At 70.1% G+C, this 20,555-nt stretch carries 18 protein-coding genes and 1 pseudogene; 9 read left to right on the top strand and 10 right to left on the bottom strand.

Going from position 1 to position 20,555, the window contains the following annotated elements:
• Nucleotides 1-412: pseudogene (locus H9658_RS22960) on the top strand (histidine-type phosphatase); the annotation flags it as partial.
• 228 nt (nt 413-640) lie between these two features.
• On the opposite strand, the gene metK reads toward H9658_RS22960, so the two are convergent.
• The gene (gene metK / locus H9658_RS12065) at nt 641-1,852 is read right to left on the bottom strand and encodes a methionine adenosyltransferase (protein WP_191825511.1); all 1,212 of its coding nucleotides are present in this window, start codon (nt 1,850-1,852) and stop codon (nt 641-643) included.
• Nucleotides 1,853-2,057: 205 nt separating this feature from the next.
• Here metK and H9658_RS12070 point away from each other — a divergent pair, with 205 nt between their 5' ends.
• The 3 genes from H9658_RS12070 to H9658_RS12080 all read left to right on the top strand — a co-directional run bounded on the left by H9658_RS12070 (nt 2,058) and on the right by H9658_RS12080 (nt 6,204).
• Complete coding sequence (locus tag H9658_RS12070) at nt 2,058-3,776, top strand: lysophospholipid acyltransferase family protein (RefSeq protein ID WP_191825512.1); 1,719 nt, start codon at nt 2,058-2,060, stop codon at nt 3,774-3,776.
• Nucleotides 3,773-4,582: a UDP-2,3-diacylglucosamine diphosphatase gene (locus tag H9658_RS12075; protein WP_191825513.1), complete on the top strand. Its 810-nt coding sequence runs from the start codon at nt 3,773-3,775 to the stop codon at nt 4,580-4,582. Before H9658_RS12070 ends, H9658_RS12075 begins: the two co-directional genes overlap by 4 nt.
• A 548-nt stretch (nt 4,583-5,130) precedes the next feature.
• Nucleotides 5,131-6,204, top strand: coding sequence for a metal-dependent hydrolase (locus H9658_RS12080; protein ID WP_191825514.1), 1,074 nt, complete (start codon nt 5,131-5,133; stop codon nt 6,202-6,204).
• Nucleotides 6,205-6,407: 203 nt separating this feature from the next.
• Here H9658_RS12080 and dusB read toward each other — a convergent pair whose 3' ends face one another.
• The 4 genes from dusB to H9658_RS12100 all read right to left on the bottom strand — a co-directional run bounded on the left by dusB (nt 6,408) and on the right by H9658_RS12100 (nt 10,554).
• Nucleotides 6,408-7,406 carry a tRNA dihydrouridine synthase DusB gene (gene dusB, locus H9658_RS12085; RefSeq protein ID WP_191825547.1) on the bottom strand — a complete coding sequence of 333 codons (999 nt, stop codon included), beginning with the start codon at nt 7,404-7,406 and terminating at the stop codon, nt 6,408-6,410.
• Between the two features lie 145 nt (nt 7,407-7,551).
• Nucleotides 7,552-8,157 carry a DUF4893 domain-containing protein gene (locus H9658_RS12090; RefSeq protein WP_191825515.1) on the bottom strand — a complete coding sequence of 202 codons (606 nt, stop codon included), beginning with the start codon at nt 8,155-8,157 and terminating at the stop codon, nt 7,552-7,554.
• Between the two features lie 98 nt (nt 8,158-8,255).
• The gene (locus tag H9658_RS12095; RefSeq protein ID WP_179569391.1) at nt 8,256-9,209 is read right to left on the bottom strand and encodes a ribokinase; all 954 of its coding nucleotides are present in this window, start codon (nt 9,207-9,209) and stop codon (nt 8,256-8,258) included.
• Nucleotides 9,210-9,255: 46 nt separating this feature from the next.
• Nucleotides 9,256-10,554 carry a NupC/NupG family nucleoside CNT transporter gene (locus H9658_RS12100; protein WP_191825516.1) on the bottom strand — a complete coding sequence of 433 codons (1,299 nt, stop codon included), beginning with the start codon at nt 10,552-10,554 and terminating at the stop codon, nt 9,256-9,258.
• A gap of 201 nt (nt 10,555-10,755) precedes the next feature.
• Here H9658_RS12100 and H9658_RS12105 point away from each other — a divergent pair, with 201 nt between their 5' ends.
• From H9658_RS12105 to H9658_RS12125, 5 genes are all read left to right on the top strand, one after another.
• Entirely contained in the window at nt 10,756-11,727 is a 972-nt protein-coding gene (locus H9658_RS12105; protein WP_191825517.1) for an aldo/keto reductase, read from the top strand.
• 189 nt (nt 11,728-11,916) lie between these two features.
• On the top strand, nt 11,917-12,117 hold the full coding sequence (gene hemP / locus H9658_RS12110; protein ID WP_179568321.1) for a hemin uptake protein HemP: 201 nt from the start codon (nt 11,917-11,919) through the stop codon (nt 12,115-12,117).
• A 173-nt stretch (nt 12,118-12,290) separates the two neighbouring features.
• The gene (locus H9658_RS12115) at nt 12,291-14,516 is read left to right on the top strand and encodes a TonB-dependent hemoglobin/transferrin/lactoferrin family receptor (RefSeq protein WP_191825518.1); all 2,226 of its coding nucleotides are present in this window, start codon (nt 12,291-12,293) and stop codon (nt 14,514-14,516) included.
• 6 nt (nt 14,517-14,522) lie between these two features.
• On the top strand, nt 14,523-15,119 hold the full coding sequence (locus tag H9658_RS12120; protein ID WP_179568317.1) for a ChuX/HutX family heme-like substrate-binding protein: 597 nt from the start codon (nt 14,523-14,525) through the stop codon (nt 15,117-15,119).
• Nucleotides 15,120-15,165: 46 nt separating this feature from the next.
• Entirely contained in the window at nt 15,166-16,095 is a 930-nt protein-coding gene (locus H9658_RS12125) for a DUF6607 family protein (RefSeq protein WP_191825519.1), read from the top strand.
• A gap of 95 nt (nt 16,096-16,190) precedes the next feature.
• Here H9658_RS12125 and H9658_RS12130 read toward each other — a convergent pair whose 3' ends face one another.
• From H9658_RS12130 to H9658_RS12150, 5 genes are all read right to left on the bottom strand, one after another.
• A complete protein-coding gene (locus H9658_RS12130) occupies nt 16,191-16,532 on the bottom strand; it encodes a GIY-YIG nuclease family protein (protein WP_225209910.1) in 342 nt (113 codons plus the stop codon).
• A 236-nt stretch (nt 16,533-16,768) separates the two neighbouring features.
• Nucleotides 16,769-17,638 (bottom strand): ABC transporter permease, encoded by an 870-nt coding sequence (locus H9658_RS12135; protein WP_191825520.1) that lies wholly within the window; start codon nt 17,636-17,638, stop codon nt 16,769-16,771.
• A complete protein-coding gene (locus H9658_RS12140) occupies nt 17,635-18,498 on the bottom strand; it encodes an ABC transporter ATP-binding protein (protein WP_191825521.1) in 864 nt (287 codons plus the stop codon). Before H9658_RS12140 ends, H9658_RS12135 begins: the two co-directional genes overlap by 4 nt.
• A gap of 1 nt (nt 18,499) precedes the next feature.
• A complete protein-coding gene (locus H9658_RS12145; RefSeq protein ID WP_191825522.1) occupies nt 18,500-19,564 on the bottom strand; it encodes an ABC transporter substrate-binding protein in 1,065 nt (354 codons plus the stop codon).
• A 55-nt stretch (nt 19,565-19,619) separates the two neighbouring features.
• A complete protein-coding gene (locus H9658_RS12150) occupies nt 19,620-20,513 on the bottom strand; it encodes a TauD/TfdA dioxygenase family protein (RefSeq protein WP_191825523.1) in 894 nt (297 codons plus the stop codon).
• Between the last annotated feature and the right edge of the window lie 42 nt (nt 20,514-20,555).

Below are 20,555 nucleotides of genomic sequence, written 5' to 3' on the forward strand. Positions count from 1 at the left end.
CCCCCCCCCCCGCGCCGGCGCGCCGCTGGCGCGGCGGGTGCTGGACACGCTGGGCGTGGCGGAGGCGCCGAAGCTGAGCGTGCTGGTCGCCAGCGATACCCATATCGCCGCGCTCAGCGGCTTGCTCGACCTGCACTTCCATCTGCCCGGCTTCGGCCGCGACGACTCGCCGCCGGGCGGCGCGCTGGTGCTCGAGCAACTGCGCGACACGCGCAGCGGCCAGCGCTACGTGCGCCTGCGCTACCAGGCGCAATCGCTGGACCAGCTGCGCGAGCTGACCCCGCTGAGCCTGCGCAAGCCGCCGCTGCTGCAGACCCTGCACGTGCCGGGCTGCAGCGACGCCAAGACCCAGCTGTGCACGCTGCAGCAGTTCCAGAAGGTGTTGCAGGACTCGTTGCAGCGGCGCGGGTGAGAGGGCATTCCCGCGGTTTGCCTTGGCGTGAGGCGTGTCGCCTGCCGGAAGAGAGTTGCCGCCGCTTGTTGTAGGAGCGGCTTCAGCCGCGAGCGGGCGCTTCCGGTGACGCCCCGTCGCGGCGGGAGCCGCTCCGACAGGGGGCGATGCGCGTTCTGTCACGACGCCGAGACGAAAAAAAACGGGCCGCGATGCGGCCCGTTTTCGTGCAAGCGCCGAAGCGCCGGCTTACTTCAGCTTCGCGTCCGCGCGCAGCGCGTCGGCGCGGTCGGTCTTTTCCCACGAGAACGAGGTGGCGCTGTGCTGCGCGCCGGTGCCGTCGGTGTAGGTGAACGCCTTCGGGGTGCGGCCGAAGTGGCCGTACGACGCGGTCTGCTGGTACATCGGGTGGATCAGGTCGAGCATCTGGATGATGCCGAACGGACGCAGGTCGAAGTGCTTGCGGATCAGCTTCTCGATCTTGTCGTCGGCGATCTTGCCGGTGCCGAAGGTGGTGACCGAGATCGAGGTCGGCTCGGCCACGCCGATGGCGTAGGAGACCTGCACTTCGCAGCGGTCGGCCAGGCCGGCGGCGACCACGTTCTTGGCCACGTAGCGCGCCGCGTAGGCGGCGGAACGGTCGACCTTGGACGGGTCCTTGCCGGAGAACGCGCCGCCGCCGTGGCGCGCCCAGCCGCCGTAGGTGTCGACGATGATCTTGCGCCCGGTCAGGCCGCAGTCGCCGACCGGCCCGCCGATCACGAACTTGCCAGTCGGGTTGATGTGGAACTTGGTGCCCTTGTGCAGCCACTTGGCCGGCAGCACCGGCTTGAGGATCTCTTCGCGCACGGCTTCGACCAGGTGCTTCTGCTTGATGTCCGGGTCGTGCTGGGTGGACAGCACCACCGCGTCGATCGCGGTCGCCACGCCGTCTTCGTAGCGCAGGGTGACCTGGCTCTTGGCGTCCGGGCGCAGCCACGCCAGCGGCGAGTTCTTCTTCTTGCGGATCTTGGCCTGCTGCTCGACCAGGCGGTGCGACAGGTGGATCGCCGCCGGCATGAAGCTGTCGGTCTCGCGGGTGGCGTAGCCGAACATCAGGCCCTGGTCGCCGGCGCCCTGTTCTTCCGGCTTCTTGCGGTCCACGCCCTGGTTGATGTCCGGCGACTGCTTGCCGATCAGGTTGAGCACGCCGCAGGTCTCGCCGTCGAAGCCGACGTCGGAGCTGTTGTAGCCGATGTCCAGGATCACCTTGCGGGTCAGCGCTTCCAGGTCGATCCAGGCGCTGGTGGTGATTTCGCCGGCGACGATCGCCACGCCGGTCTTGACCAGCGTTTCGCAGGCCACGCGGGCGCGCTTGTCCTGGGTCAGGATCGCGTCGAGCACCGCATCGGAAATCTGATCGGCGATCTTGTCCGGGTGGCCTTCGGAGACCGACTCGGAGGTGAAGAGATAGCTGGACATCGCGGCTATATCCTTGTATTCGGATGAAAAGATGGACGCGCATGATACACGGGCGCGCGGTGCTGTGCATTGTGGCCCCGCCGCCGTTGGGCAAGGTTAACCGGTCAGCCGGCGGGGCCGCGGGCGTCACTTTGCCGTAGTCATATTGCAAGATCGGTGTCGCCGCGGGGGCCGAAGCTGTGCGCAGTCAGCAAGGGGGCTTGCCGTGCTCGCACTCGAACGTCGTCTGCAGGATCGCTACCCGCACTGGTTCGCCGGGCGCCGCTCGCGGCTGGTGCGGCCGCTGTTGCGCGGCCTGCAGAAATGGTCGGGCCTGGACGCGCTGGAGGCGTTCCTCGACGCCAGTCACGAACTGCGCGGCTTCGCCCTGGTCCAGGCCGGGATGGATTTCCTGCAGGCGCGCTACGTGGTCGCGCCGACCCCCGCCGAGTGCATTCCGGCCCGCGGGCGCCTGCTGATCGTCGCCAACCATCCGTCCGGCGCGCTGGACGCGCTGGCGCTGCTGGATTGCGTGGGCCAGGTGCGGCGCGACGTGAAGATCGTCGCCAACGACTTCCTGTGGGCGCTGGAAGGCCTGCGCGAGCTGCTGCTGCCGGTGCGCATCCTCGGCGGCGCGCCGTCGCCGGCCAGCGTGCGCGCGATCGAGCAGGCGCTGGAGCAGGAGCAGTGCGTGATCGTGTTCCCGGCCGGCGAAGTGTCGCGGCTGGGCTGGGGCGGGGTGGCCGACGGGCGCTGGCGCCGCGGCTTCACCCGCTTCGCGCTGCGCACCGCCACCCCGGTGCTGCCGGTGCGCATCCATGCGCGCAACTCGGCGCTGTTCTATGGCGCCTCGGCGCTGTTCAAGCCGGCCGGCACCGCGTTGCTGGCGCGGGAGATGTTCGCCCGCCGCGAGCGGCGCATCGCGCTGAGCCTGGGCCGCGCCCGGGTGCTGCCGCAGGGGCAGTCCGACGCCGAATTGATGCGCGGCCTGCGCCGCGAACTGTATGCGCTGGGCCGTGCCGGCGCCGACGTGCCCGCGCCGAGCGAGGAACCCTTGGTCGCGGCGGAGGAGCCGGCCGCGGTGGCGGCGGAACTCGCCACGCTGCGCAGCCTGGGCCAGACCGTGGACGGCAAGCAGATCCGCGTGGGCCGGCTGCGTGCAGGCTCGGCGCTGCTGCGCGAGATCGGCCGCCTGCGCGAGCTGACCTTCCGCGCGGTCGGCGAGGGCACCGGCCGGCGCCTGGACCTGGACGACTACGACACCTGGTACGAGCACATCGTGCTGTGGGACGGCGCCGCCGCGCGCGTGGTCGGCGCCTACCGCGTGGCCCGCGGCGCGCCGGTGCTGGCCGAGCGCGGCCTGGCCGGCTTCTACACCGCCGGGCTGTTCCGCTACGGCGAAGCGCTGCTGCCGCGCATCGCCGCCGGCATGGAGTTGGGCCGCAGCTTCGTGGTGCCCGACTATTGGGGCAGCCGCAGCATCGACTACCTGTGGCAGGGCATCGGCGCCTACCTGCGCGACTACCCGCAGGTGCGCTACCTGTACGGCGCGGTCTCGATCAGCGCGGCGCTGCCGCGGCAGGCGCGCGAGCAGATCGTGGCCTACTACGCGCGCTACTACGGCGATGCGCTGGGCGAAGCCGCCTCGGCGCGGCCGTTCGACTATTCGCAGGCGCCGCCGGCGTTCGACGCGCTGGACGCGGACACCGCGTTCAAGGTGCTCAAGGGCAACCTGGACGCGCTCGGCGCGGCGGTGCCGATGCTCTACAAGCAATACACCGAGCTGTGCGAGCCGGGCGGCGCACGCTTCCTCGCCTTCGGCGTCGATCCGGCGTTCAACGACGCGGTCGACGGCCTGATCGAACTGGATCTGCAGCGCATTCGCAGCAAGAAGCGCGTGCGCTACCTGGAACGGCCACGTAGCGAAGCTGAGGTGATGGCATGAACAATGTGAGCAGCTTGTCTGTGCCCCCGCGTCGGGCGGTGTTCGTGTCCGACGTGCACCTGGGCGCGCCGCACTGCCATGCGCGCGAACTGGCCGATTTCCTCGGCGGCCTGCAGTGCAAGCAGCTGTATCTGGTCGGCGACATCGTCGATTTCTGGTGGATGGCGCAGCGCCGCGCGGTGTGGGGCGCGGCGCACCAGCGCGTGATCGATGCGCTGCACGCGCTGGCGCGCGGCGGCACCGAACTGATCTACGTGCCCGGCAACCACGATCGCCCGATCCGCCGCTTCTGCGGCCTGGCGCTGCCGGCGATGCAGGTGCGCCGGCGCGCGGTGCACGTGACCGCCGACGGCCGCCGGTTGCTGGTGGTGCATGGCGACGACTACGACGCGGTCACCCAGTTCGGCGGCCTGCAGGAGAAGTTCGGCGACTGGCTGTACTACCGCATCCTCACCGGCAACCAGTTGACCAACCGCGTGCGCCGCCGCTTCGGCATGCGCTACTGGTCGCTGGCCGACTACCTGAAGCGGCAGAGCAGCGCCGCCGAGCGCTACATCGAGCGCTTCGTCGACGCCGGACTGGACGATGCGCGCCGCCGCGGCCTGGACGGCGTGGTCTGCGGCCACGTGCACCGCGCCGGCCTGTTCGAGCGCGCCGGCCTGGTCTACGCCAACGACGGCGACTGGGTCGAGAGCCTGACCGCGCTGAGCGAAGACCACCAGGGTCGGCTGCAGCTGCTGTCGCATACCGGTCAGGTGCTCGAGACCTTGGCGCCGCGCGTGTTGCGCCTGCCGCAGGCGGCGTGATCGCGCGCCTGCGGCGAGGATCCCCTCCACGCAGGCCGGCTTCACCAGCAGGAGCGGCGTCAGCCGCGACGAACGGAGCCGGCAGACCCACCGGCTTCGGAACCGGTCTGTCGGGGCCGAAGCCCCTCCTACAGTGCATCCAGCCGGCACGATGCACGCCCTTGTAGGAGCGGCTTCAGCCGCGACGAACGAAGCCGTAGACCCGCCGGCTTCGGAACCGGTCTGTCGGGGCTGAAGCCCCTCCTACAGTGCACCCAGCCGGCACAATGCAAGCCCTTGTAGGAGCGGCTTCAGCCGCGACGAACAAAGCGGCAGACTCATCCCTCCTGCAGTGCACCCAGCCCGTGTGCAGCAATTCCCCTGTGGGAGCGACTTCAGTCGCGACGAACGAAGCAGTGAATTTGCCGAGTCCGGATACTGTCGGGACTGAAGCCCCGCCTGCAAACACCGGCACGCCATGCCGTCGCCGCGCGACCTGCGGCGCGACCACCGGCGGCGACCAAGCCCGCGCACATGGCCGCGACGGCCGTGCCTGCTAGCATCGGCCGATGGATTCCCTTTCCCAGATCGTACTCGGCGCCGCCGTCGCTGCCGTCATTGCCCCGGCCGCGCATCGCCGCGCCGCGCTGCTGGCCGGCGCCGCGCTCGGCACCGCGCCCGACCTCGATTCGCTGCTCCTGCTGCCGCTGACCCGCGACCCGGTCACGCTGATGACGGTGCACCGCAGCTTCAGCCATTCGCTGTTCGTGCTGCCGCTGCTCGGCTGGCTGATCTGGTGGCTGTACCGGCGCTTCGGCCATGGCCGCGTGGCCGTAGCGCCGCGGCGCTGGTTCTGGGCGATCCAGCTGGCGCTGATCACCCATCCGCTGCTCGACGCGTTCACCGTCTACGGCACGCAGCTGTGGTGGCCATTGCGGCCGCCGCCGACGATGTGGTCCAGCGTCTTCATCATCGATCCGGGCTACACGCTGTGGCTGCTCCTGGCCTGCGCCATCGCCTGGTGGGCGCGCGCACGGCGCGTGGCGCAGCAGGCGCTGCTGGCCGGGCTGATCCTGAGCAGCGCCTACCTGGGCTGGTCGCTGCTGGCCAAGCACCTGGTCGATCGCCAGGCCGATCGCGCGCTGGCGGCGATGGGCCTGCAGCACGCGCCGCGCTTCTCGGTGCCGATGCCGTTCAACACGCTGTTGTGGCGGGTGGTGGCGATGACGCCGAGCGGCTATGTGATCGGCGAGCGCTCGCTGGTCGCCGACCGCGGGCCGATGCGCTTCCAGGGCTATCCGTCCAACACCCAGGCGCTGGGCGAAGTGCGCGCCTTGCCGGCGGTGCAGCGGCTGACCTGGTTCAACCGCGGTTTCATGCGCGCCCAGGTCAAGGACGGCGAACTGGTGCTCAGCGACCTGCGCATGGGCCTGGAGCCGGACTACAACTTCAACTTCGCGGTGGCGCGGCAGCACGGCGATGGCTGGCAGGCGATCGCGCCGCGCCAGCTGCAGGCCGCGTATCGCGCCCCGGTCGCGCGCGGGCAGATCGGCGCGGCGCTGGCGCGGATGTGGCGGCGGATCTGGACCGAACCTGCAGCGACGACACCGGTCGGCGCGCCAGCGCAGTCCGAGCTGCACTGAGCGGCTAGGGGATCGCCGCCGCCTCCCGGTCCGCGTGCGGATGCCTGCTGTCCGCGTGGCGCTGTGGTCGATCTGGCCGAACGGGCACGCCGCCGCGCGGGCGCGCTCGTTCCAGCCGCCGCGCCTGCGTGGTTGCGGGCAAAGCCGCACAGTTGGGACAGGAACCCGCTGCGAACGCCTGGCGTGGTGCTGCGTCGCGCCGCTCAGGCCGCGGCGGGCAAGTCGGGCGACACGCCGGCGATCAGCGCGTCGAAGTAATCGGCCGTCAGCCGCAGTTGCGCATCGGCGCTCTCGGCGCGATTGACCACCGCGCGGAACGCCGCGTTCTCGGGGCGATCCTTGGCATACCAGCCCAGGTGCTTGCGCGCGATGCGCACGCCCTGCGCTTCGCCGTAGAAATCGTGCAGCGCCCGCAGGTGGCCGAGCAGGGTGTCGCGCACGAATGGCAGCGCTGGCGCCGGTAGCAGTTCGCCGGTCGCCAGATAGTGCGCGATCTCGCCGAAGATCCACGGCCGGCCCTGCGCGGCGCGGCCGACCATCACCGCATCGGCGCCGGTCGCGGCCAGCACCTGCGCGGCCTTGTGCGGCGAATCGATGTCGCCGTTGGCGATCACCGGGATGCGCAGCGCGGCCTTGATCTGCGCGATCGTGGCGTATTCGGCCTGGCCGCTGTAGTGCTGGTCGCGGGTGCGGCCATGCACGGCCAGCGCGGCGATGCCGCAGTCCTCGGCGATGCGCGCGATGGCCGGGCCGTTGCGGTGGTCGCAGTCCCAGCCGGTGCGGATCTTCAGCGTCACCGGCACCGGCGAGGCGTTCACCACCGCGCTGAGGATGCGCGCCACCAGCGCCTCGTCGCGCATCAGCGCCGAGCCGGCCCAGGCGTTGCACACCTTCTTCGCCGGGCAGCCCATGTTGATGTCGATCAGCTGCGCGCCGTGGTCGGCGTTGTAGCGCGCCGCCTCGGCCAGCCGCTGCGGCTCGGTGCCGGCGATCTGCACGCTGACCGGGTCCGGTTCGCCGGCATGGTCCATGCGCTGCAGCGATTTGCGGGTCTGCCACAAGCGCGGATCGGAAATGGTCATCTCCGACACCGCCAGGCCGGCACCCAGGCGCTTGCACAGCAGCCGGAACGGCTTGTCGGTGACCCCGGCCATCGGCGCCAGGATCACCTTCGGTTCGATCGCGTAGGGGCCGATGCGCATGCGGCCATTGTCGCCGCCGCCGCGGCCGCTGCCAACTCGGACAGCCATGTTGGCGGCGGCCAGCGCGGCGACCAGGCTGGGACAGGCCCGAGCGCGTGCGCCGACCGGATCGCGCGCGCGCGCGACCCGGCCGCAGGTCGCGGATTCAGCGGATCAGCTGGTACAGCTCGAAGCCCTTGGCGTTGCCGTCCAGGATCAGCAGCAGTTCGTCGGGGCCCAGCGCCACCAGGCGCCCGACGCTGTTGCCATTGGTGCCGTCCGAGACGTTGCCGGGCGCGTAGTGGCCCTGCGGATCGTCGTTGACCGTGCTGGCGCCGAGGAACGCGAACTCGCGGCTGTCCTTGGCCAGCGGATACAGCGTGCCGCTGCGGCGCTGCGAGCCGCTGGTCTTGCTCAGGCGATAGCCGCAGGGATCGCGCGCGATCTCGGCCTTGAAGTAGGGGTAGGCATAGGCGAAGCGCTGGTCGACCTGGATCGAGCGCACCTTCCAGCGGCCTTCCAGCTTGCCCGGCAGCTGCGGCGACTGCGCGCGCTGCAGCAGTGTGCGTGCCAGGGCCGCGCCGTCTTCCTGGTCGGCGTCGTCGTAGTGCGCCGCGATCGCCTGTTGCAGGCTGTCGGCGGAGACGGTCACCGCGGCGCGGTCGGCGTCGGCGGCAGTGCTGTTCCAGTCGCAACGCTGCGCGGCGACGGCGGACAGCGGGGCAAGCAGTGCGCACAGCGCGCCGAACGAGATGGCGGAAAAACGCGGCATCGGAAACTCCTTGTCGGGATGCAGGCCCGGCGCGGCGCCGGGCGGTGGGTCGGTGGTCTGGGGGCGCGGCAACGGAGGCCGCGATCGGCGCGGACGGCTCAGCCGGCGTCGGGCACCAGTCGCGGCATCGACGCGGCAGCGCCTTCGGCTTCGGTCGAACGCGCCGCGTAGTGGTTGGCGAAGCGCACATGGGTGGCGAAGCTGGCGTTCGGCGATTGCGCCAGCGAAGCCGCCAGCGCGCCGTTGAACGCATCGCCGGCGCCGGTGGTGTCCACGGTCTGCGCGGCCTCGGCGCCGATGCGGTAGTACGGCTGCGTGTCGCCGCGCTGGCGCTCTTCGGGGTGCGAGATGAACGCGCCCACCGCGCCCAGCGTCACCACCACGGTGCCGCCCGGCAGCAGCTTGCGGCACAGCGCGTGCAGGCTGCCGCCATCGGTGGCGGCGACGTCGTCGGCATCCACGCGCTCGCCGACATGGCGCGTCAGCAGCGCGGCGAACTCGGTTTCGTTCGGGGTCAGCACGTCGGCCAGCTTGAGCAGGCCGATGCTGGTCTGCGCATTGGCCGGCGCCGCGTTGAGGACCGTGGTCAGGCCGGTCTCGCGCGCCAGCGCCAGGGTCGCCTCGATGGTCTCGATCGGCGATTCCAGCTGCGCCAGCAGCACCCGCGCCGAGCCCAGCAGCGCGCGTTGCGCCTGCACGAAGCCCAGGCTCAACGCGGCGTTGGCGCCGGCGCCGATGACGATGGTGTTGCGGCCGTGGCCGTCGACGTAGATGCCGCCGGTGCCGGTCGGCTCGGTGCTGGCCTCGGCGGCCAGATCGATGCCGTCCTGCGCCGCCAGCGCGCGCGCCATCGCGCCACCGGCGTCGTCGCCGAGCGCGCACACGAAGGTGGTGCGGGCGCCGGCGCGCGCCGCCGCCACCGCCTGGTTGAAGCCCTTGCCGCCGGGGCCGGTGCTGTAGCGGCCGGCGATGGTCGCGCCGGGGGCGGGCAGGGTCTCGCAGCGCCAGACGTGGTCGACATTGAACGAACCGACGACGATGACCGAACTCATAGGCATGTGCTGCTTCTCAACAAGTACTGGGGAAAGGGGAATCGCATCAGCCGAAGTGCGACAGCACGCCGGCGATGGTGGCGGTCATGAAGGTGGCGATCGAACCGCCGAGTACCGCGCGCAGGCCGAACCGCGCCAGGTCCTGGCGCCGCTCCGGGGCCAGCCCGCCGATGCCGCCGATCTGGATCGCGATCGAGCTGAAGTTGGCGAAGCCGCACAGCGCGTAGGTGGCGATCAGCCGGCCTTCCTCGCTCAGCTGCATGCCGGGGATCTCGCCCTTGACGATTTTCGAAAGCTCGCTGTAGGCGACGAACTCGTTGATCACGACCTTCTGCCCGATCAGCGAGCCGACCGTGGTCGCGTCCGCCCACGGCGTGCCGATCACCCAGGCGATCGGCGCCAGCAGGTAGCCGAAGATGGTGGACAGGTTGGTCGGGCGGCCGATCGCCGCGGCCAGGCCGGTGACATCGCCGAACCAGGTCAGCGGCGCGTTGACCAGCGCGATCAGCGCGATGAACGCCAGCAGCATCGCGCCGATGTTCAGCGCCAGGCGCAGGCCGTCGCCGGCGCCGGCGGCGGCCGCGTCGATGATGTTGCTGGTGGTCTTCTCCACTTCCATCTTGACCGTGCCGCGGGTCAGCGGCGTGCCGGTCTCCGGGATCAGCAGCTTGGCCACCACCAGCGTCGCCGGCGCGGCCATGATGCTCGCCGCCAGCAGGTGCTTGGCGTAGAACGCCTGCTGCTCCGGATCGCTGCCGCCGAGCATGCCCACGTAGGCGGCGAGCACGCCGCCGGCGATGTGGGCCATGCCGCCGATCATCATCGTCAGCAATTCGGACTCGGTCATCTTCGGAATGTACGGGCGCACCGTCAGCGGCGCCTCGGTCTGGCCGATGAACACGCTGGCGCAGACGCTGGTGGTCTCCGCGCCGGACACGCGCATCACCTTGGTGATCGCCCAGGCCATCACCCGCACCACCGCCTGCATCACCCCCAGGTGGTAGAGCACGCCCATCAGCGCGGAGAAGAAGATGATCGTCGGCAGCACCTGGAAGGCGAAGATGAAGCCGTTGCTGGTGGTGTCCATCAGGCTGCCGAAGATGAAGTTGGAGCCTTCGTTGACGAAGCTCAGCACCTTCACGAACAGCTGTCCCAGCCAGTTGAAGACCTCGCGCCCGCCCGGCACCAGCAGCACCAGCGAGGCGAAGCCGATCTGCAGCATCAGGCCGGTCGCGACCAGCTTCCAATCCACCGCGCGCTTGTTGTTCGAGAACAACCAGGTGATCCCGATCAGCACCGCCAACCCGAACAGGCCGAAGCCGATCCTCCCCAAACCCTCGACCATCTGCTTCCCCTGGATCGCCGGACCAAAGAGAGGGAGCGTAGTGCAGGGGGTGACGGGCGGCAAGGCAAACCCCGTTCAGCGCCGGAAATCGGTTGCCGATCAAGGCAATGCGTGGAGTGCGGGCGCGTGCCGCTCGCCTCGCTACACTGTGCGGCCGCCCGCCGGCCACGTTCGCCGGCTCGCACCGCAGGAGGAATTCGCATGCATTACCGTCGCCTTGGCGCCACCGGCCTGCAGCTGTCGGCGCTGTCGTTCGGCGCCTGGATCAACTTCGGCGGACAGATCGGCCGCGACGAAGCGCGCAACCTGATCGCCGCCGCCTGGGACCACGGAGTCAACTTCTTCGACAACGCCGAGGTCTACGCGCGGGGCCGCGCCGAGCAGGTGATGGGCGATGTGATCGCCGACCTGCGGCTGCCGCGCGACGGCTATTGCGTGTCCAGCAAGGTGTACTTCGGCGCGGTCGACGCACCGCGCCCGACCCAGCGCGGGCTGTCGCGCAAGCACGTCACCGACGCCTGCCATGCCGCGCTGAAGCGGCTGCGGGTGGACTATCTGGACCTGTACTACTGCCATCGTCCCGACGCCGACACGCCGGTGGAGGAAACCGTGCGCGCGATGGACGCGCTGATCCGGCAGGGCAAGGTGCTGTACTGGGGCACCTCCGAATGGCCGGCCGAACGCATCCGCGAAGCGGCGCAGGTGGCGCAGGCGCTCGGCCTGCAGGGGCCGTCGATGGAGCAGCCGCAGTACAACCTGCTGCACCGCCAGCGCGTGGAGCACGAATACGCGCCGCTGTACGCCGAACTCGGCCTGGGCACCACGATCTGGTCGCCGCTGGCCTCGGGCCTGTTGACCGGCAAGTACAACGACGGCATCGACCCGGCCTCGCGCCTGGGCCAGGCCGGCAACGCCTGGCTGCACGAGGAGGTGATCGGGCCGCCCGCGCAGCGCCGCGTGGAGCGCGCACGCCGTTTCACCGCGCTGGCGGCCGCCGAAGGCGTGGCGCCGGCGGCGCTGGCGATCGCCTGGTGCCTGCGCAACCCGCACGTGTCCACGGTGATCCTCGGCGCCAGCCGCGTCGCCCAGTTGCTGCAGAACTTCGAGGCGCTGCCGTTGGCCGCGCGCGAGGATCCGGCGTGGTGGGCGCAGGTCGAGGCGGCGGTGGCCTGAGCCGGCGCCGCCTTCGCGCGAAGGCGGGTGGGCACGGCTCGCCAGAGCCGTGCGCAATGGTCGATTCGTCGAGACTGTCGAAGACCTATTTCCTATTTGCAGCTTGAATCGTCGCAAACGAGAACGGCTCTTGCTTAATTATTGAGAATCATTATCATCCGTATCGACCCCTGTGTACGGAGCCCGACCATGACCGCTCAACCCGTCCTGTTGCGTCACCCCGAAACCCTGAGCCTGCGCGAGCGTGCGCTGCCGCGCGCGGTCCCGGTCGAAGAGACGATCGGCAGCGAAGCGCTGCTCAAGGGGCGCCGCGAAGTGCTGATCCAGCATGGCGACCGCGTGTATCGCCTGCGCCATACCAGCAACGACAAGCTGATCCTGACCAAGTAAGCCGGCCGGCCGCGCAGCGCGCGGCCAGGCCACCCGCTCGACACTGCCGCCACCTGGCGGGACCCGATGGGTCCGCTGCGGCCGCCCGCAGTCGCGACCGTTTCTCTCCTCGGCCCTTGCGCCGGCGTGCGCCGGCGTGGCCGGGATTTTTTCGCGACCCACCGATGACTTCCATGATCCGTACCGCTCCGCTCACCGGCGCGCTGTGGCTGGCCCTGGCCGCCTGCGCGCATGCCGCACCCGTCGACGCCACCGATGCCGTCGATGCCGTCGATGCATCCAGTTCCGCCACGCCGCGCGACTTCGACCGCCTGCAGGTCACCGCCACGCGCACCCAGCGCGCCATCGTCGATGTCCCCAGCAGCGTCGATGTCATCGATCGCGAGCAGATGGACCAGGAACTGGTCTACGACCTGAAAGACCTGCTGCGCTACAGCCCCGGCGTCTCGGTCACCGGCAACAGCGGCCGCTTCAGCGGCATCGGCGGCATCCGCATCCGCGGCCTGGACGGCAACCGCGTGCTGATGCTGACCGACGGCATCCCGGTCGCGGACACCTTCAGCTTCGGCAGCTATCTCAACGCCAACCGCAACTTCGTCGATATGGAAACGCTCAAGCGCGTCGAGATCGTGCGCGGCCCGGCCAGCTCGCTGTACGGCTCCGATGCGCTCGGCGGCGTGGTCGCCTACGTGACCAAGGACCCGGCCGACTACCTGGCGCCGGGCAAGAACAGCTACGTGGGCCTGAAATTCGGCTACGAAAGCGAATGGAACGGCCTGTTCGCCGGCGCGCTGGTCGCGTTCGGCGGCGAGCGCTGGAGCGGCATGGCCGCGGTCAGCCACCGCCAGGGCCAGGAAAGCGAGACCCAGGGCGACAACCGCAGCACCGGCGCGGCGCGCACCGCGCCCAATCCGCTCAGCAGCGACGGCCGCAGCCTGCTCAGCAAGCTGGTGTATGCGCCGAGCGCGAACCAGCGCTTCAAGCTGACCGTGGAAGGCAACGAGGACTACTCCAGCATCGATGCGTTGAGCAACGTCACCTCCAGCATCCTGTCGCAGCGCGGCCGCGACCACCAGACCCGCGCCCGCGTGTCGCTGACCCACGAAGTGGACCAGCTCGACACGCTGCTCGCCGACGACCTGCAGTGGCAGCTGTACCGGCAGGACAGCGAAAGCCTGCAACGCACCGACGAGCGGCGCAGCAACAACACCCTGCGGCACATGGAGCACGACTTCGACCAGCGCCTGTACGGGCTGCAGGCCAACCTGCACAAGCAGGTGGACCAGGGCCGCGTGGTCCACGATTTCAGCTACGGCATCGACCTGTCGTGGAGCGACACCCACGAAAAGCGCGACGGCTACGCGCAGAACCTGACGACCGGCGCGATCAGCAAGACCGTGGGCGTGGAGACGTTCCCGGTGCGCGATTTCCCGGTCACCGAGACCACCAAGGCCGGCGCCTACCTGCAGGACGAGATGCGCCTGGCCGACGGCCGCTTCAGCCTGATTCCGGGCCTGCGGGTGGACTACTACCGGCTGTCGCCGCAGGTCGATGCGATCTTCGCCGTCGACAATCCCGGCGTGGCCGCGGAGAAGGTCACCGACAGCAACGTCTCGCCCAAGCTCGGCGCGATCTGGCGCATCGACGATGCGTGGTCGCTGTACGCCAACTACGCGCACGGCTTCCGCGCGCCGCCCTACAACGACGTCAACATCGGCTTCACCAACCTGCAGTTCGGCTATACCGCCATCGCCAATCCGGACCTGAAGCCGGAGACCAGCAAGGGCGCCGAGTTGGGCCTGCGCTACACCGCGGCGGCCGGGTATTTCGGCCTGAGCGGCTACTACAACGACTACCGCGACTTCATCGAGTCCTACAGCTTCGTCGGCTACAACGCCGACGGCCTGATGCTGTACCAGTCGCGCAACGTCGACCACGTGGTGATCAAGGGCGTGGAGGCCAAGGCCGGCGTCGATTTCGGCGCGCTGTCCGCGCGCTGGGCCGGGTGGTCGCTGCATTCCAGCGCCGCCTATGCGCGTGGCGACAACAAGACCGACGCCACGCCGCTGAACTCGATCGATCCGCTGCGCGGCGTGCTCGGCCTGGCCTACGACCGCCAGACCTGGGGCGCGCAACTGGTCGGCACCTTCGTGGCGAAGAAGAAACGCCCGGCGTCGGCGACGTACTACACGCCGTCCGGCTATGCGACGCTGGACCTGCTGGCGCACTGGAACTTCACCCCCGGCGCGCGGCTCAACGTCGGCGTGTTCAACCTGGCCGATCGCCGCTATATCGACTGGAACACCCTGCCCAGCGCGACCCTGGCCAGCAGCGCGGTGCTGGACCGCTACACCGGCGCCGGACGCAACGTCTCGGTCAGCCTGGCGCTGGACTGGTAGCGGCGCATGGGCAAGGCGGCGCCAGCGACCACCGACGCGACCCGGATCGCCGCATCCGCGCCGCTGCCGCGCCCGGCGCAGCTGGCGGCGCTGGGCACCGTTCTATGCCTGTACCGCGCGCAGCTGGGCACGGAACTGATGGGCTGGAACCATGCGCTGCGCGTCGGCGCGCAGCTCGGCGTGGACAGCGACGGATTGCTCGAAAGCCTGTGCTTCTACGATCGCCAGGAACGCTGCTGCTGGCGCCTGTATCTGCTGCCGGACAGCGATTTCGTCGCCTGGGACGCCTTGCTGTCCGCGTTGCCCGCGGTGCACAGCGGCAGCGCCGATGCCGGCGTCGCCGAACGCCTGTGGCGACGCGTGGCCGGCCGCCTGAGCGGCGACAGCTGGCGCGCGCGGGCGCTGCGCCTGCACGCCAGCGACGGCGAACTGGCGGCCAGCGTCGCCAGCGTGTCGCCGCTGGGTGCCAGCATCGCCCGGCGCATCGCGCGGCTGGAGGCGGCCGAGGGCGAAGTGCTGGTCGACGACTGCTGCTGCGCCCGCGCCGGCCTGGCGGCCGCGCGCCACGATCCGCAACGGCCGTGGCCGCTGCTGCGCCTGTAGGGCGCAGTTCTCCTTTTTTCCTCAGCTACCGCGACCGACCACGACGATGAAATCACCGCTTCTGCTGCTCTTGCTCGCCGCTACCGGCCTGGCCCACGCCCAGGACGCCGATCCGCAACGCGACCGCACCAGCATCCTGGCGATGCAAGGCGAGTACATGGTGGATTTCGCCTTCGACGAGACCGTCCTGCTCAAGCCCGGGTACGAGCGCGCGCCGGCGATGCGCAGCGGCGCCAACGAAGTGGTGATCGTGGTCGAGGACAGCCCGCGCAAGGTGGTGCTGCAGCATCTGCTGGTCGACACCAAGAGCGGCCACGTGACCAAGCACTGGCGCCAGGACTGGAGCTACGAGGCGCCGCAGCGTTTCGAATTCAGCGCCGACCAGACCTGGCAGGTGCGCCCGCTCGCCGCTGCCGCGACCCGCGGCGCCTGGACCCAATGCGTGTACGAAGTCAGCGACGCGCCGCGCTACTGCGGCACCGGCCGCTGGGACTACGCCGACGGCCACCCGACCTGGACCAGCGACCTGAGCTGGCGTCCGTTGCCGCGCCGCGAATACACCAAGCGCAGCGACTACAACGCGCTGGCGGTGATCAACCGGCACACGCTGACCCCGGCCGGCTGGACCCACGAGCAGTTCAACACCAAGGTGTTGCGCAAGCCCGACGGCAGCCAGCAGCCGATCGCGCGCGAATTCGGCTTCAACGACTACGTCAAGACCGAGGAGGTCGACTTCACGCCGGCCTACGCCTACTGGAAGGCGACGCAAGGCTACTGGGCCAAGGTGCGCGCGCACTGGGACGCCTTCCTCGGCAAGCCGCCGGGCGTGCACCTGAAGACCAAGCTCGACGGCATGGCGATGATCATGCCGCTGTTCGAGCAGGCCGAGGCGGTGCAGCAGGGCAAGCCGGTGGCCGATGCCAAAATAGCCGCGGTGTTCGCGCAGTGGGTGGAGCCGGCGCCCGCCGAGCGTTGAACGCCGCTGCCGGCGCAGCGCCAGGGTGGGAAGGCGGCCGGGACTGGCGCCTTCCCTTTTTTTACCCGGCGCAGGCAGCGCGCCGCGGCGCCGGGCTACAGGTCGGTCACCAGGTGGTAGCTCAATCCCTTGCGCTCGGGCAGGGTGAAGATCCATGGAAAACCGACCGATAGCCCGCTGAGGTCGAGCCACTGCGGGTTGAACGACTCGATCAAGCCGCGCTGCCAGCAATGGCTGAGCCGGGAGATCTCCGCGGCGCGGAGCAAGGCGGCCACTTCGTTCTCGCACTCCTCGTACCACACCGCAAGGATCGCGACCGGATCTTCGGTTTGCCCGCGCACGCTGTTGCGCTCGCGCAGGGTCTTGCCCAAGCCATCGAGCGCCTGCGGCGTCGGTGCGGTGGCGATGTAGTACGGGCCGCTGCGGGTCTCGGCCATGATGCAGGCCAGGTACGGCACGCCGTTGCGTGCAACGACCGCGTTCGCTGGGGCGGACGCGCTGTGCGATGGACTGTCGCTTGCCGGCATGGTCCCCGTGCTCGCCGATGCTGACCGGGCGCGGGCCGATCTGCGCACGAAGCGGCAGCGGCAGTCGCCGCGATGCTCGGCGAAGGCGAGGGCGGCCGTCAAGTTCCGCGCCCGCTGCGCGCAGCGTGCTTGTGCCGGCCAGCGTCTCAGCGCTGCATGCCCCAGCGGCGCACGGTGAGCCGCTCCAGCACGCGGAAGCCGGCGCCTTCCACCAGCAGGCCGAGCAGGATCACCATCGCCAGCCCGGCGAACACGCGGTCGGTGTACAGCTCGTTGCGGTTCTGGAAGATGTACCAGCCCAGGCCGCCCTGGCCGGAGGTGGCGCCGAACACCAGTTCGGCGGCGATCAGCGTGCGCCAGGCGAAGGCCCAGGCGATCTTCAGGCCGGACAGGATCGCCGGCAGCGCGGCCGGCACCAGGATCGCGACGACGTAGCGCAGCCCGCGCAATCCATAATTGCGCCCGGCCATGCGCAATGTCTCCGGCACGCCCTGGAAGCCGGCGTAGGTGTTCAGCGCCAGCGGCCACACCACCGCGTGCACCAGCACGAACACCAGGCTGCCGTTGCCCAGGCCGAACCACAGCAGCGCCAGCGGCAGCAGGGCGATCGCCGGCAGCGGATTGAACATCGCGGTCAGCGTGCCCAGCAGGTCGCGGCCGATCCGGGTCGAGACCGCCAGCGCGGTCAGCGCGAAGGCCAGCACCACGCCCAGCGCATAGCCTTGCGCCAGCAGGCGCAGCGAGGCGCCGACGCGGCCCGGCAGTTCGCCCGACCACAGCCCGTCGGCGAACGCGCGTGCGGTCTGCACGAAGCCCGGCAGCAGCAGGTCGTCGTCGAGCCAGTACGCGGCCGCTTCCCACAATCCGGCCAGCGCGAGCAGGATCAGCGCCTGGCGCAGCCAGTCCGGCAGCCGCCGCTGCGGCAGCGCCAGCGTCGATGCGGTCGCGACGTAGGCAACGACCGGGCGTTCGTACTCGGCGCGGATCGGCGGCCGCAGCGGCGCGGCGGCGCTCACGGCGCGACCTCGCGCAGCGGCGCGCGCCGGCGCAACGGCGCCACGTTGCCGGCGGCCGCCTCGGAGGCAGAGGCGTCGCCGCCGGGCGGGTCGAACAGCAGCCTGTGAATGCGTTGCGCGGCCTGCTGGAACGGCGCACTGCCGAGACTGGCCGGGCCGAAGCCATGGCTATTGAGTTCGGCGCGGACCTGGCCCGGATGCGGCGACAGCAGCACCACGCGGTTGCCGATCAGCAAGGCCTCGTCGATCGAATGGGTCACGAACAGCAGGGTGAAGCGCAACTCGTCCCACAGTTCCAGCACCTGTTCCTGCATGCGCTGGCGGGTCAGCGCGTCGAGCGCGGCGAACGGCTCGTCCATCAGCAGCACGCGCGGCTGCATCGCCAGCGCCCGCGCGATCGCCACGCGCTGCTTCATGCCGCCGGACAAGGTGTGCGGATAGGCATCGGCGAACGCGGACAACCCGACCTTCTGCAGGTAGTGGTCCGCGCGCTCGGCCGCTTCGCGACGCCCCAGCTTGCGCGCCGCGCGCAGGCCGAAGGCGACGTTCTGGCGTACCGTCTTCCATGGCGCCAACTGGTCGAACTCCTGGAACACCACCACCCGGTCCGGTCCCGGCGCGCGCAGCGTCTGTCCGTCCAGGCGGATCTGTCCCTCGCTCGGTGCGACGAAGCCGGCGATGGCCTTGAGCAGGGTCGATTTGCCGCATCCGGACGGGCCTAGCAGGACCAGGCGGTCGCCGGCGTACACGTCGAAGCTGACCTGGTGCGTGGCACGCACCACGCGCTGTCCCGTGGCGTATTCCAGGCTGACCCGCTCGACCTGCAGCAGCGGCGCCGGCGTCAGTGCGAATGCGCTCATCTCAGCTGCCTCCGGCGACCTGCGCGCTGTCGAAGAAATACTCATTGACCGCGCCGGGCGCCTGTTTGATCGCGCCGATCCGGTACAGGAACTGGCCGAGCTTGAGCGTGTTCTGCGGTGCGGTCTTGAACTGCACCTTCGGGTCCTTGAGGATGCGCAGCACCAGCGCGCGGTCGATCTTGCCGCCGTTGGCGCGCACGAACAGGTCCGCCGCCTGTTCCGGCTGGCGCTGCACGAAGCTGGCGGCCTCGGCCAGCGCGGCGACGAAGGCCTGGTAGGTCTTGGGATTGTCGCGGCGGAATTTCTCGGTGGCGTACAGCACCGTGGCCGAGGTCGGGCCGCCTTCGATCGCGTACGAGTCCAGCACGATGTGCGCCTTCGGATTGCGCGCCAGTTCCTGCTCCTGGAACGGCGGGCTGGCGAAGTGCGCGGTGATCTCGGTGCCGCCGCGGATGATCGCCGCGGCCGCGTCGGGATGCGGCAACGCCACCTGCTGCGTATCCAGCCGGTTGTAGGCCTTCTCGCCCCAGCGCTGCGCCGAGGCGTGCTGCAGCAGCCGCGATTGCACCGACACGCCGACCGCCGGCACCGCGATGCGGTCGCGCGGGCCGAAGTCGTCCAGGGTCTTGATCCGCGGATCGTTGCTGATCAGGTAGTAGGGAAAGTTGCCCAGCGAGGCCACGCCGCGCACGTTCTGGCGCCCGCGGGTGCGGTCCCACAGCGTGAACAGCGGGCCGACCCCGGCGCCGGCCACGTCGATCGAGCCGGACAGCAACGCGTCGTTGGCGGCGGCGCCGCCGGACAGCTGCACGGTTTCCACCGCGATGTCGATGCCGGCGGCCTTGCCGTGCTTCTCGATCAGCTTCTGCTGCTGGGCCACGTCCAGCAGCAGATAGACGATGCCGTACTGCTTGGCGATGCGCAGCCGGCCTTCGGCGTGCGCCGGCAGGCTGTGCAGCAGTGCGATCGCCAGCAACGCGGCGGCGCACCAGAGCGGCCTGCGCTGCGGCGCGGCAGCGGACCGCACTGCGGCCAGGGAAACAGCAGGTGAATCGAAAGCGGTCATGCGTCGCTCCGTTGCGGGGAAGGGCGGAGTGGCGGGGCAATGAGCTGTTGCCGGGCTAGAACGGCACGTCGCCTTCGATGGTGGTGCGGTGCAGGCGCCGGCGCAGATGGTCCGGGGTGCCGCCGGCCAGGTGGGTGACCGCGCGGTTGTCCCAGAACACCATGTCGTGCGCCTGCCAGCGATGCCGGTAGACCAGCGGATCGGCGCTGCTATGGGCGAACAGGGCCTGCAGCAGCGCATCGCTTTCGTCCTGCGGCAGGCCGACGATGCGGGTGGTGAAGTGTTCGCTGACGAACAGCGCGCGGCGCCCGGTTTCCGGATGGGTGCGCACGATCGGATGGCGCACCGGCGCCACCTCGTCGATCTGCGCCTGGGTCAGCGCCGGCCGCCACGGATTGCGCGCACGCAGCGCTTCGTACTTGGCCAGGTAGCTGTGCTCGGCCAGGCGGCCGTCGACCGCGCGCTGCAGTTCCGGCGGCAGCGTGTCCCAGGCCAGGTGCTGGTTGGCGAACAGGGTGTCGCCGCCCTCGGCCGGCAGCTCCTGCGCCAGCAGCATCGAGCCCAGGCTCGGGGTCGGCTTGTACGACAGGTCCGAGTGCCAGTAGTGCCCGGCGTCGCCCAGCCCGATCGGCTGGCCGTTCTCCTTGATGTTGGACACCACCAGCACCTCCGGCTGCTCGCGCAGCTGGAACTGGCGCAGCACATGGATCTGCAACGGGCCGAAGCGGCGACTGAAGGCCACTTGCTGCGCCGGGGTGATGCGCTGATCGCGGAACACCAGCACGTGATAGTGCAGATGCGCGCGATGCAGCAGCGCGAACGTGGCCGCGTCCAGCGGTTGCGACAGGTCCAGACCCAGCACCTGCGCGCCCAGCGGCGCAGCGAACGGTTCGATGCGGACTGCCGATGTCGCGGGGGCAGGCCGTGTTGCGGTGGAGGCGCGTGCCATCGTCTGACCTCGTCTGCGAAGGATGCAGCGCCGCGCGCACGG

It is taken from the genome of Xanthomonas bonasiae, from assembly GCF_014836395.1.
Taxonomy (GTDB): domain Bacteria; phylum Pseudomonadota; class Gammaproteobacteria; order Xanthomonadales; family Xanthomonadaceae; genus Xanthomonas_A; species Xanthomonas_A bonasiae.

Coding starts and splice junctions, on each gene's coding strand:
- metK (WP_191825511.1), bottom strand. CDS start 1,852: ATGTCCAGCTATCTCTTCACCTCCGAGTCGGTCTCCGAAGGCCACCCG.
- H9658_RS12075 (WP_191825513.1), top strand. CDS start 3,773: ATGAACAATGTGAGCAGCTTGTCTGTGCCCCCGCGTCGGGCGGTGTTC.
- H9658_RS12080 (WP_191825514.1), top strand. CDS start 5,131: ATGGATTCCCTTTCCCAGATCGTACTCGGCGCCGCCGTCGCTGCCGTC.
- dusB (WP_191825547.1), bottom strand. CDS start 7,406: ATGCGCATCGGCCCCTACGCGATCGAACCGAAGGTGATCCTGGCGCCG.
- H9658_RS12090 (WP_191825515.1), bottom strand. CDS start 8,157: ATGCCGCGTTTTTCCGCCATCTCGTTCGGCGCGCTGTGCGCACTGCTT.
- H9658_RS12095 (WP_179569391.1), bottom strand. CDS start 9,209: ATGAGTTCGGTCATCGTCGTCGGTTCGTTCAATGTCGACCACGTCTGG.
- H9658_RS12100 (WP_191825516.1), bottom strand. CDS start 10,554: ATGGTCGAGGGTTTGGGGAGGATCGGCTTCGGCCTGTTCGGGTTGGCG.
- H9658_RS12105 (WP_191825517.1), top strand. CDS start 10,756: ATGCATTACCGTCGCCTTGGCGCCACCGGCCTGCAGCTGTCGGCGCTG.
- hemP (WP_179568321.1), top strand. CDS start 11,917: ATGACCGCTCAACCCGTCCTGTTGCGTCACCCCGAAACCCTGAGCCTG.
- H9658_RS12115 (WP_191825518.1), top strand. CDS start 12,291: ATGATCCGTACCGCTCCGCTCACCGGCGCGCTGTGGCTGGCCCTGGCC.
- H9658_RS12120 (WP_179568317.1), top strand. CDS start 14,523: ATGGGCAAGGCGGCGCCAGCGACCACCGACGCGACCCGGATCGCCGCA.
- H9658_RS12125 (WP_191825519.1), top strand. CDS start 15,166: ATGAAATCACCGCTTCTGCTGCTCTTGCTCGCCGCTACCGGCCTGGCC.
- H9658_RS12130 (WP_225209910.1), bottom strand. CDS start 16,532: ATGGCCGAGACCCGCAGCGGCCCGTACTACATCGCCACCGCACCGACG.
- H9658_RS12140 (WP_191825521.1), bottom strand. CDS start 18,498: ATGAGCGCATTCGCACTGACGCCGGCGCCGCTGCTGCAGGTCGAGCGG.
- H9658_RS12145 (WP_191825522.1), bottom strand. CDS start 19,564: ATGACCGCTTTCGATTCACCTGCTGTTTCCCTGGCCGCAGTGCGGTCC.
- H9658_RS12150 (WP_191825523.1), bottom strand. CDS start 20,513: ATGGCACGCGCCTCCACCGCAACACGGCCTGCCCCCGCGACATCGGCA.